Consider the following 11251-nt stretch of genomic DNA (forward strand, 5'->3'; position numbering starts at 1 on the left):
CGCTCGTCCCTGAGGGCGAGCGCGCGGCTCGATGCACCGTCACCCGGGCAGAACGCCCGCCACCGGCCCGACCACCGGCAGGTCCGCCACCGACCCGCCCTGAGTGATCGGGCCCGTCGCCACCGCCGACGACACCGGCTTGAAGTCGGCCACCTGCGTCCCCACGGCGTTGTCGAGCGGGTCGACCCCCGTCCCGGCCAGCGGGTCGAGCTTCAGCCCCTTCACGGGCCCGACGGCCTGCGTCACACCGTGCATCAGCCCCTCCCCGGCGGTGGTCGGGTCGAGGTTGCCGAGCTGCGAGAGCGCGGGCACCTGCGCGGGACCGGCCGGCGGCGCCACGGGCGCCGCACTCGCGCTCCCCGCACCCCCCGCCCCCAGCGCGACACCCGCCGCGGCCAGGACGACCCCGGCACGCAGCCCCGCCCGCACGGGCGAAGAAGGCGAACAAGACGAAGAAGGCATGAGGACCACCTGCCGAACTCGATGCGAGATTCCGTTGCGTAATCAGGAGCACACGCAGAGTAGTTGAGACGGGACATTCGCTCCAAAGCCCGCCCCGCCGGGTCGCCGGCCCGAACGAATGCCGCACACTGGTCTCTCGTGAGTTCCCATCCCCCGGAACCAATCTCGACATCTAGCCGTTGACCTGCGGAAATAGTGATCTAATCAACCCTAGTACGCCTCCACGTGCGCACGACGTGCGCACCACAAGATCAGTTAGCGTCTGATCATGGCGTACGTACAGGAGCGTAAGCGCGCTGACGGAGAGGTCTCGTACACCGTCCGTTGGCGGGCAGGTGGGTCTCGTGGCGGCAAGAACGAATCTGAGGTCTTCAGCGAGCGACCCGCCGCTGACCGCTTCCGTGACCTGGTCGCCGGCCACGGGGAGCAATGGCCCCCTGGATGGATACGCGGCCGCGGGTTCATCCAGGACTTGCGCGGCGACGACGAGATGTTCGAGCCGTTCGCCATGAAGTACATCGAGCTACTCACCGGCGTTGGGGGCGACACCCGTAGCCGGTACAAGCGGTTCGTTCAGCGGAACATGACGCCCTGGTTCAAGAATTTCTCCGTACGTGACGGTGAGGGCGGCATCAGCCGCGAGCAGATACAGCAGTGGATTAACGACCTTGAGGCCGGTCGGCTCGCTCCACATGATCCGCTGGGGATGAAGCGAGTCCCCTGCAAGCCCAAGATGATCTCCAACAACCACGGCCTCCTCTACGGAATTCTTCAGGCGGCCGTGATCGCCGAACCACCCCTGCGCGCTTCCAACCCGTGCGCGTACACCCGCCTGCCTCGGCAAGACGACGAGATCGAGGAAGAGATGACCTTCCTCGAACGTGACGAGTGGGCACTGATCTACGCCTGCCTGGCCGAGGACGCGAAGGACCTGGCTGAGGCGTTTGCTGAGACCGGCGGTCGATGGGGCGAGATCACCGCACTTCAGCCACGAGACCTGCGCCGACGGAACGGCCAGCCCGCAATTCGAATCCAACGTGCGTGGAAGCGAGACGAAGACGGTCAGCCCTACCTCGGCGCGCCCAAAACGAAGAAGAGCCGTCGGACCGTCGTCATCACACACAAGCTCGACCGCATGCTGCGGCGACGAGCGCAAGGCTTGGCGCCCGACGACTTGCTCTTCACCGGTCCGAACGGCGGCAGGTGGGACGGCTCGACATTCCGTCGCCTCCGCTGGGCTCCCGCCCTGGAACTGGCAGCGATGAGGGGCCTGACGAAACGTCCGCGCCTCCATGACCTGCGTCACTCGCACGCCGCCTGGCTCATCGCAGCCAGGGTTCCGCTGCCCGCGATTCAGGCCCGTCTGGGCCACGAATCCATCACCACCACCATCGACCGCTACGGTCATCTTCTCGACGCCTTGGACCACGAGATCGTGGCAGCAGTCGAGTGGGCCATGGATCCCACAGCTCCTCTTCCCGGATTTCTCCGCCACTCTGGGCTGGCAACCAGTCCAACGGCGCACGTGTCGCACGCCGGTCCCGATCAATCGCTTCCTGCCTCCGAAGGAGCCGTCGACGTGTACGACCCTGGCACCTCTCGCCAGATCTCGCCCGTCTTCTTAGCCGTTCTCGACAACCGGGAGGTGCCGTTTGCCAGCCGCACCCACGCCCAGTTCGTCATTGACCAGTGGAACGATGATCACGCAGTGCAGGTGGAGGAAATGCGCGCGGCCGGATGGCCCGAGGAGAAGGTGCTGCGCAAGCTAGGACGCGGGCCAGAGGAGCGTGTGGAGTGGACTGGCGGCGGCCCAGTTTGGACACGTATACCGGACCGACAGCATGTCCACTATCTGATAGAGGCATTCAGCCCCGACGGTTCAACGGCCTACGAACCCCTCCCTCTCCTCAGCACTTGGGCATGGGAGTTCGAAGCGGACCTCTACACGACGGAATCTGCGCGGAGCTGGACAAGCTTCCGCCCTGGCGCGCAGGACGCCACGACCGAGGCCCATGCCTTGGGAATTAACAGGGCCGCAGTGCTGGAAGAGTTCCAGAAGGCACGGAACAAGGCACGATCAGAATGCAGCCGGAACCCGTACCTTCGCCGGGTGCCTCCGCCTCCCGACACCAGCGCTCCGGATGGGCAGGGTTGTCCGACTCCGTAGATCTGTCGGTCAGCGTCTCGCCTGTGCCGAGGAGCTGGTCCAGTTCCACGTTCGCCCGCCCACGAGGCCGAGCAACTCCCGGGCAGCTCCCAAGACCGGGAGTGCGGTCGCCCCGTGAGCGCGGCTCAGTCCTCGCGGCTGTCGTATGAGGCGACGAGGCTGCTGGCGCTGCCTCCAGCAGGCGGTCCGGCCGGGTAAGCGGACCGGCTCGCTTCTCCGAAGCGGACGCAGACTTGCTGCTGGCTGGGGCGGTCGACAACGGCCGCCAATGACGACGACTCCAGCACCGCTTGGATCGCGTCGAACTGCTGATGCGGGGGAAGAACACTCGTCTCCTCCATCGCTGGGTCCAGCCTTCTGCTCTTGCGTGCCCCCAATGGCTGCGCACCGTCGCTCGCAGCTGACGTCGGCTCAGCCGTCTGCTTTCGTGTGCCGGAGGTGACGAGCCGGATGCTCCAGCGGCGGCCCAGTAGGCGGTAGCGCCGGGGGCGGACCGTATTGCAGTCCTTCGTCATACACAGGAGCAGCGGCCCCTTCCGGTGTTCACCCAGTGCGTCGTACTCGCCGATCGTCAGCAAGCGATGGGGGGATGGGCGCTGGCAGGTGGCGCACTGCAGCTCGTACGTGGTCAGCACCTTCATCCCGGGCAGGCTGACGCTGTCGATCGGCCCCGCCAAGGAGGCCGAGTGCCCGCAGAGCTGACAGGACATCAGGCTGCTCCCGCCCTGAGGCGTGGACTTCACCCGGTGGTGCAGCAGGCTAAGCCGCTCGTCCCTGGTCAGCCCTTCTCTGTCTACCCGTCGGTGGCAACGGAAGCACAGCATGGCCCTCAGGGGGGAGGTCGTTGCGTCGCGGTCCGGAAGATCTTGAAGGAGCCGCCGCAGCACCTGGCCCCATCTGCGGCGCTGGGACCGCCGCTCAAGCCGGCGGTCCCAGCGCCGCAGGGCCCGGACCGAGTAGACCGCCAGGGTCAAAGTGATCACCGGGACCGTCCACTTCTCGGTCCACCAGCCCTCCTGCGGCAGGACCGGATCCCGGTGCGGCCCGTCGGCAGGCGTCGCGCGTTGCAGCGCGCCGCCGGCCGCGAGTCCAAGGACGGTCAGGACGCCCACGACCGCGGCAGCGATGGCGGCGCGCAGCAGGAGCATCGCGCGGGAGCAGTGCCGGGCCACGGTGCCGGGGTGTTTGCCCATCAGGACGGCCGTCTCGCCCCGAGAGTAGTCCAGGGCGCAGGTCGCCCACACCGCGGTGCGTTGCGGCACTGTCAGTCCCTGCGCCGCCCGGTGCACCGCGTCCCGGTTGTCCACCAGCGCACTGAAGTCGGCGACGTCCGGGGCCGGGCAGCACAACGGGTCGGCGGCCTGCCGCTCGTCCAGGCGGCGGTGCTCCCCGAGGCGCGTTGCCAGGTGTACGACCTCGGTGCGGATCAGCTTGTACAGGTAGGCGCGTGGCCGCTGCACGGCGCCCGGGTCCTTCAGCGCCGTGGCGAGGGCGCTGCTGACGATGTCGTCGGCGTCCGCCACCGACTCCGGTACTCCGGCATCGTCAAGCAGCTGGCGGGCCTTGCCCGTCATCTCGCCCCGGTACTGCGCAAAGACCCGGCCCAGCGTCTCGGCGGTCACCGTCTCCGGCTCAGCCACCGGCCTGTCCCTTCCCTCGCTTCGCCTGCTTCCGCCCGCCCGGCGCCAGCGGCACCGGCCCCGGGCTCCCGCCGCCGCGCTCAGCACGGATGATCTCGGCCTTGCCCCGGGCCTGGATCCGGTACGCCACGCTGTTCAGCAGCTTCTGCAGGCTCGGGACCAACAGCAGGAACACCAACGCCACGATGCCAAAGACCTCCACAGCCCCCCTCCCTTTCAGTGTGCGGCCGTTGAGCGCTCCGGTCTCCGGGCAGCGGCCGTTCTCACTGAAGGGCCGCGAGCCCGCCGTTCTGATGACACCCCGCCCAAGATTCTTTTCACCCGCCCCACCACAGGCGGATACGGCGCCTCTGGAATCCCGTGCGGTGCGTCCGGGGGATCCTGCGGTGTGTGCCGCACCCGCCCCGGGACTCCGGCCCCACAGTGGTGCCGCCGGGACCTGCCCGAACCCCCGGAAAAGACGGAGACGCCCGTGTCGGCGACCAGCGACAGATTCACGCACAGCCAACTCTCGACCCTGCTGGAGGGCGTGGACGACGCGCGCACGATGGCCGCGACACGGCTGTTGGCCGCGCACCAGGACGGCTACTAGCTACGCCGGTTCACCGCGGAGCGGAACTGCCACCGACCCTGGATCACCCACACCGAGCACGACACTCCGATCGTCTCCCTGAGGCGCCCCCGCGGTCGCCAGATCGACTGGAACGCGATCCACATGCTCGTGAGCACGCCGGACTCGTGGGTCCACCAGGCATACGACACCGACCTCGCCGTGCTGCGGGTCGCCGCCTCGCTCGTTGGCCCCATGGACATCTCCCTGGAGCACGTCACGCTCGCCCTCGGCGACGCCGAGCTCCGGCTGATCCAGTGGGCGCTGGAGCTGGCTGTCCACGGCCCGGAGGCCGACCTGATCCTCGACGGGAACATCTGATGACGACCCGCCTGGGCGAGGACATCGCCTACCCGTTGTACGAGCCGTGCCCGCCGGGGTTTGCTGAGTCCCGGCTCAGCCCGGAACGGCTTGCAGATCTGACCGAGATCTACTGGGATGACGCGGCGTTCCGCCGTGCGGAGATCGCGCTGGAAGAAGAGCTCCGCTCGGGCACGTTCACGGTGGTCACCACGGCCCACCCAGAGGGCCGCACATGGTCATTGGAGGACTGCCGGATCCAGCAGCACAACAAAGTCGCCTCCGATCCCGTGGCCACCACCGTGGAACTCGTCGACAAGATGCACTTTTGGCACAGCTGCAGGCTATTCTTCCTCGACGCAGAGATGGCGTTGCGCGAAGAAGATCTGGGGCGCGGGCTCTTCTCCGCTCACAGTCAGACCAGCATGTGGTGCCGGTCCTGCCGTAGCGGGCAGAACCGGCACCACTTTAGGCATTGGCAGGCACCGTCGAAACGACATCCATGAACAGTGACACAGCTATGGGATGAACTTATGAGTTCGCCCCCTGAACACGAGGCTGCGGCCGAAGCGGATCTCTCTGGCCTGATGGCCGGCCCGCGGATCACCGTGGACGAGCTGGCTGTGGAGCTGGCTGGGATCAAGCTGCGGATGGCTGCCAATGCCCCGTCTATCTAGCACCGGACTTGAATCTGACCGACGGAATCCGGCCCAAACTCGATCACGGCACCTACCTGTCAATCATCTGTCCAGACCAGGGTGCCGGGGAAGTCGGGGTCCACATCAGTTGCCTGCGACGTCCTGTCGGGCAGTCGGGCAACCCAGGGAGGCGGGGAAGCCAGCACGTTCCCTACGAACTCGAGCACGCTGGAAAGCGAGGACCAGAGGGGGTCGTCGCTCCACTCGTATCCGATCTCTTCGACGTCCCAGCCTCCGAGACGTCCCGTGCGGGTATCGACGACGAGCTGCCTTACGTTCAGCTCGGCGATGGGAACGATCAAATAACTGTCATTGCCAGGTCTGTGCGGATCATCCTCCAGCCTGTAGCGAAGGGTTCTCAGGTGCGTCTTCTCGATGTCTTGGACGCTATGTAGGCGGTATCCGATCGGGATGATGTCGGTGAGGCCTGACCCGTTGTGCCGTAAGAGCGACTGTTCGACATCCTCGGGAAGTCTCACTCCGATGCGGTCGTGCAACTGATCGAGTTGAAGCCTGCTGCACGGCCCTGGCAGGGGGGCTTCTTCGGGGGCGTACCGGTCGAGCCAGTGTTCGATCTTTTCCCAGGATTCATCAACCGACATGCGCCCGCTCCTCGTGATGTGAACAGTCCAGCATGCGCGGTGCCTGCCCCTGCAACAGCAGGGGCAGGCACCGCAAGGAGACAGAGGCTATGAGCAGGAGACCTGGCCTGCTCGTGGCCTGTGTTCCGCCCGGCATGACGCCTTGGCTTGCTTGGGCGGCATCGAGTAGCGGAGTTTAGCGTCTGCTCTGTGGACGTTGGTAGAGACCAGTTTGAAGGAGACGAACCGGGGTCTGTAGATGGTGGGGTCGCGGTAATGGGCGCCGTCGGGGGCGACGCGGTTGTCGAAGTTGTTCACGTTGTACGAGAGTGTCCAGCGGTCTCCGGTCGCCAACGATGGATGGACGTGCGCGTTGTAGGAGAAGCACTTGCCGTCCTCCTGGCCGGCGACGCAGTCTCCGAAGGGTATGGGTCCGCCTTCGGGCATCCGGTACACCTCGTCGTGGTCGACCCAGGACCCGAACGGCCCGTAGGGGTCACAACCCGTCCACATTCGGATCTTTCCGCTGAATGCTTCCGTACTGTCCTGGCTGACGAGGACGAAGCTGCCCTTGTGGGGTGTGACGCTGTACTCGTTGGCGATGCCGATAGTGGTGTCGTCCCCCTCGGTCTCGCCGTACATCCAGTTCCTTGTCGCACCGTTGAGGTACTGCCACTTGGACGCGTCGGCGACGTTGGTTCCCTTGACGCGGGCCACCCGCATGCCCTTGTTGAGGGGCTTGTCGCTGGTGCCGTAGATGTAGGTGTACCCGTCACCGCTCTGCTCAGCGGACATCACGGCCGATCCCCACTGGACACCCGCCTCGGATGGGAGTGGCGCAATCGACTCCGGCTCCTTGAGGTTGTTCAGGTCGAACGTTGCGACCATGGAGCTCTTGATCTTGAAGTCCCAGTCACCGTCGCCGAACTTGTGCCACTCGTGGAAAACGACTTGCAGGCGCTTCTCGCCCTTGACATTGGCAACGAGTCCGTCACCGAGCCAGTACCAGTGCCTTTCTGTGGGGCGAGGCATGAGTGCCTCTGGTTCGCTGTCGGTGCCGCCGGTGATTGTGGTGAGGTTGTCGCCGACCTGGGCGACGATTGAGCTGTTGATCAGTGGGGCACTGGTTGGCCGTGTGCCGTCCGCGTTGAGCGGGCCCATGAAAGTGTCGGAGAAGAGCCACAGACGCCGCCCATCGGGAAGGGTCACCGAGAAGGTGGAGTCGCCTCCGGTCCATCCATCGCGTGTGGTGGCCGCGTACTTGTTGAACACATCCTCCGGATACGCCTTCGGCTCTGCCTGCTTGGCCTCGATCATGTCAGCAGCCTGGCACTGGTGGTACTGGACCGGCGCCGCGACACCACTGGGCCTGTCAGGACCGTTGTAGTCACCCCCGGACGGCGTGATGAGATGGACGTAGAACTTTTCTTTGTTCAGGATGCGCAGGGTTCTGTAGAACTTCTTTAGGTCTCTTCCCGCCGCTTCGTTATGAGTCGCCCTTATAGGCTTGACGGAAAAATGCTTGTACCCGTCATTATCAGAGCCCCCAGCTCCAGTGACCGATCCCTGATAGGTGGAGGCGTAGGGGTACTCGTCACATTGCCGGTCATACTCCAAAGCTTTGGCATACCCTGCGCCATAGTGCTTGATGCACTGACGTCTGGTCTTATTCTGATTGGAGGTACTGTCCTTCCCGTTTTGATCCTTTCCCTGTAGGCGCTCAAGCGGAACCTCGCTCTGCGGTGATCCGGGTATTATCTTTTTGAACCTGGATGACGGCTTGGTTCCCTGGGGGCGGTTCTGCGCCTCCCATACATGGTCCGCCTGCTCAACCCACTCAGGACGCGAGTCGAACCGGTACATAACCGGCTTGTCGTCGTCGAACACGCAGCCGCGTTTTTTATCGAAGTAGGTCGCCGAGTCGCAACGGAATGGAGCGCCCTCAAGCTTAGTCACGTCGTCTTCGTGACCCGGCTTACTGAGAGTCGCTGTGAGGCCGAAAGAGTACTTCGCCACCTTGTCATCGGTCAGACCGTCTTCAGGGGAGAAGAACGTAATCCACTCGGTGGAGCCTGAACCCTCGCTCCATGTCCGGAGAGTGTCTTCGCGGCCACCGCTCTTGATGCACGCCTGTCCGGATTTTTTAGTGCAGTCCCCTTCCATCTTGAGTTTGACATCCCAGGGAGGTCGCGGGCCACTAGCCTTCCAGTCATCTAGAATGATCCACAGCGCCGTCTCACGGTCGTTTTCATTATCCGAGCCTTGGCGCGCTATACCCATGACAGAAATCCGCCACTCGATTTTGCCATCGAGTTGGCAGGGCAGGCCCGGGCGACACGTGGTTTCGACTACCTCACCCTTTGTGACCAAGCACCATATATCTCGGTCGACGATCATACTCTCCGAGTCCCCAGGATATGGGGCATTTCTGCATGTGTCCATGCTCGGCTGCGCTAACCTGGTCTGCGATTCTCGTTCTGCATAGTCAGGCAGATATTGGGCAGCATGGCGGGATACAGCCTTCATTTCCTCGGGCGTCTCTTTGCGTTTCAGCGAGAAATCAAAGACTGGATTCTCGCGGTCTACTGCATTGCGCCCCCTCTCCGACTGGCTCCCCCAATTGAGCGTAATGGTGCGACGTGCACCAGTTTCACCCGAGGCTTGCGCAGCAGACAACGAACCTACTGCGGCCAAGACCATTAGAACCAGGATGACCAGAAGTGGTCGTCTTCGCTTCACCTTTCCCCCTAGCAGATTTTGATCACGGTCCTCGAAGGCGCACGCAAGAGTCGATCTCCTCTTTGCAGGGGCGTTCGAAGCGTGGACTGAGAGAAGTTGTCACTAAATGAACACCGCAGGGCTCCAGACTGCCCGCTGATTAGCGGAGACTGCCTCCAGGTCGACTTCCCCAGCAAGGAACTTTACGCACGCTAATCAGAGAAGTGAACCCAACCCTCCCGCACCTCTTCGAGACGCGTGCGCTTTCAGCCTCGTTGAGATGCAGCAATATCCCGCGTCACTCCTGGTAGTAGCCGTTCTATCGGATTCTTTGCGGATCCATCCAGCGGATTCACCTGCCTGACAGTTGGCTTAAATCACAACAGAGGCATTGCATTTGGAACCGTGAATTCAACCTAGACACGCCCGCACTGAGTCATTGCTTGACAACTGTGTCCAGGCTCACTAACCGATCACAGTCGACCTCTCTTGCGGCAACCGACGCTGACGCATGGCCGTATTGCCCGCCGACAGGGCAGCGCCCCGCCCCTACCCTCAACTGCGTGTCTCGTGGAGGAGCGAACCCGACGCTGCGCGATGTCGCGTTGCTCGCTGGGGTGAGCACGATGACGGTTTCGAGGGTGCTCCACGGTGCTTCGAGGGTGGCGTCCACAACCCGTCAGCGCGTGCTCGCTGCGGTCGCCGCATGCGGCTATCGCCCCAACGAACTCGCCAGAAGCCTGCGGCGTCAGAGTGACACCGGTCTGATCGGGCTCTTGGTCCCCGATCTGTCCCGCTCTTCCTGTTCCCGGCTCGCCGTCGGGATTGACGCGCAGGCCGCGCAGCATGGTTTGAGGGTCATCGTCTGCAGCACGGGGCAGAGCAAGGCCAAAGAGAAGGCGTTAGTCGACGAGCTGCTGGCCCGACGGGTGGACGGCATCGTTGCTGTCCCGTGCGGCGGTGACCAACAGCATCTTTCCGCGGCGCCGGATGCGGATGTGCCCGTGGTGCTCGCCCACGATCCTCCAGAGGGTTTCACAGCCGACTGTGTGCTTGTCGACGGCTTCGGCGGTGCCCGCGACGCCACCATGTCGCTCTTGCTCCGGGGCCATCACCGCATCGGCCTTCTCACCACGGCAGCCGCCGGCCATAGGGAAACCGAGACCCTGCGCGGATACACGGCAGTCATGAACAGCGCCGGTCTGCCCGCAAGGGACTGGGTAAGACTGTTCCGAGAGGCACCCGGCGGAGCTGAGCACGCCGCCGTTGACCTTCTCACCCTTCCCTGCCCTCCCACCGCTCTCCTGTGCTCCAGCCCTCTTGCCACAGCCAGCGCTCTCCGAGCAGTCCAGCGTCGGGGAACGAACACCGACCTGGCCGGCTTTCTCGACTCTGACCTCGCAGCCGATCTCCCCCTCACCGTCATCACATACGACGCTCAGGAACTCGGCCGGACAGCCTGCCGCCTCCTGATCGACCGCATACAGGGCAAGGAAGACAGCCACGCGAGGAGCGGCATAAATACCGCACCGCGGCCTTCCTGCCGCTTGCATGTGCCAACCCGCCTGATGTCCAACGGGGACTGAAGCGACGCCAGTGCTGCGCCGCAGTAGCCTGACGAAGGCGCCCTCGGTACGGCAGCCGCTGAGCACCCGTCGCATCGGCGTGGCCATGGCTTGCTGGGCAGACGCCGACATACCCGAGGGCCCTGCAATAGGCGAGGTGGAGCGGAGGCAGTTCGTGGTGTCCCCGGAGCCCACCGAGGCCAGGTATGGATTCTGTGAACAGACCTTCAGGCACAGATGCATCCTGCAATCGGCTAACGCCTCGCACGGCAAAGCAGGCACCTACTCGTGGGACTGGCCTACGTGATCCGGCGACCGCCTACCTCGGGGAGGGGCGCCAGCACCAGCTTCTCCCGCAGACAGAGTCGATTCATGCCAGCACCACTCAGATAGGGATAATGCCTCGCGGGCGCGCAAGAGACGGCGCCGCCAAAGCTGGGGAAGGCAGTGGACCGAGGTCACCGGCTGCTGATCCTGCTCGCCGCGTGGGGCGTGCGCACGTGTGCGCAC

At 64.4% G+C, this 11251-nt stretch carries 9 protein-coding genes; 4 read left to right on the forward strand and 5 right to left on the reverse strand.

Features of this window, described 5'->3' with window-relative positions; translation table 11 throughout:
* Positions 1 to 39 precede the first annotated feature (39 nt).
* Entirely contained in the window at positions 40 to 462 is a 423-nt protein-coding gene (locus ACFWZ5_RS41400) for a hypothetical protein (protein ID WP_384803473.1), read from the reverse strand.
* Between the two features lie 268 nt (positions 463 to 730).
* Here ACFWZ5_RS41400 and ACFWZ5_RS41405 point away from each other — a divergent pair, with 268 nt between their 5' ends.
* Positions 731 to 2629: a tyrosine-type recombinase/integrase gene (locus tag ACFWZ5_RS41405; protein ID WP_384803476.1), complete on the forward strand. Its 1899-nt coding sequence runs from the start codon at positions 731 to 733 to the stop codon at positions 2627 to 2629.
* 125 nt (positions 2630 to 2754) lie between these two features.
* Here ACFWZ5_RS41405 and ACFWZ5_RS41410 read toward each other — a convergent pair whose 3' ends face one another.
* Both ACFWZ5_RS41410 and ACFWZ5_RS41415 read right to left on the reverse strand, forming a co-directional pair.
* The gene (locus ACFWZ5_RS41410) at positions 2755 to 4269 is read right to left on the reverse strand and encodes an RNA polymerase sigma factor (protein WP_384892302.1); all 1515 of its coding nucleotides are present in this window, start codon (positions 4267 to 4269) and stop codon (positions 2755 to 2757) included.
* Positions 4262 to 4471: a hypothetical protein gene (locus ACFWZ5_RS41415; RefSeq protein ID WP_384803482.1), complete on the reverse strand. Its 210-nt coding sequence runs from the start codon at positions 4469 to 4471 to the stop codon at positions 4262 to 4264. The genes ACFWZ5_RS41410 and ACFWZ5_RS41415 overlap by 8 nt, the downstream gene beginning before the upstream one ends.
* A 519-nt stretch (positions 4472 to 4990) precedes the next feature.
* Here ACFWZ5_RS41415 and ACFWZ5_RS41420 point away from each other — a divergent pair.
* A complete protein-coding gene (locus tag ACFWZ5_RS41420) occupies positions 4991 to 5200 on the forward strand; it encodes a hypothetical protein (RefSeq protein WP_384803484.1) in 210 nt (69 codons plus the stop codon).
* Positions 5200 to 5685 (forward strand): hypothetical protein, encoded by a 486-nt coding sequence (locus ACFWZ5_RS41425; RefSeq protein WP_384892305.1) that lies wholly within the window; start codon positions 5200 to 5202, stop codon positions 5683 to 5685. The genes ACFWZ5_RS41420 and ACFWZ5_RS41425 overlap by 1 nt, the downstream gene beginning before the upstream one ends.
* A 230-nt stretch (positions 5686 to 5915) precedes the next feature.
* Here the strand turns inward: ACFWZ5_RS41425 and ACFWZ5_RS41430 are convergent, their stop codons facing one another.
* On the reverse strand, positions 5916 to 6479 hold the full coding sequence (locus tag ACFWZ5_RS41430) for a hypothetical protein (RefSeq protein ID WP_384803489.1): 564 nt from the start codon (positions 6477 to 6479) through the stop codon (positions 5916 to 5918).
* Positions 6480 to 6566: 87 nt separating this feature from the next.
* On the reverse strand, positions 6567 to 8855 hold the full coding sequence (locus tag ACFWZ5_RS41435) for a hypothetical protein (protein WP_384803492.1): 2289 nt from the start codon (positions 8853 to 8855) through the stop codon (positions 6567 to 6569).
* 884 nt (positions 8856 to 9739) lie between these two features.
* Here ACFWZ5_RS41435 and ACFWZ5_RS41440 point away from each other — a divergent pair.
* Positions 9740 to 10762 carry a LacI family DNA-binding transcriptional regulator gene (locus tag ACFWZ5_RS41440; protein ID WP_384803495.1) on the forward strand — a complete coding sequence of 341 codons (1023 nt, stop codon included), beginning with the start codon at positions 9740 to 9742 and terminating at the stop codon, positions 10760 to 10762.
* The last annotated feature ends 489 nt before the right edge of the window (positions 10763 to 11251 follow it).

The organism is Streptomyces sp. NPDC059003, from assembly GCF_042740445.1.
Lineage (GTDB): Bacteria > Actinomycetota > Actinomycetes > Streptomycetales > Streptomycetaceae > Streptomyces.

Excerpts from the sequence above, each read along its gene's own strand:
- ACFWZ5_RS41430 (WP_384803489.1), bottom strand. The coding sequence starts at position 6,479 with ATGTCGGTTGATGAATCCTGGGAAAAGATCGAACACTGGCTCGACCGG.
- ACFWZ5_RS41405 (WP_384803476.1), top strand. The coding sequence starts at position 731 with ATGGCGTACGTACAGGAGCGTAAGCGCGCTGACGGAGAGGTCTCGTAC.
- ACFWZ5_RS41400 (WP_384803473.1), bottom strand. The coding sequence starts at position 462 with ATGCCTTCTTCGTCTTGTTCGCCTTCTTCGCCCGTGCGGGCGGGGCTG.
- ACFWZ5_RS41435 (WP_384803492.1), bottom strand. The coding sequence starts at position 8,855 with ATGATCGTCGACCGAGATATATGGTGCTTGGTCACAAAGGGTGAGGTA.
- ACFWZ5_RS41425 (WP_384892305.1), top strand. The coding sequence starts at position 5,200 with ATGACGACCCGCCTGGGCGAGGACATCGCCTACCCGTTGTACGAGCCG.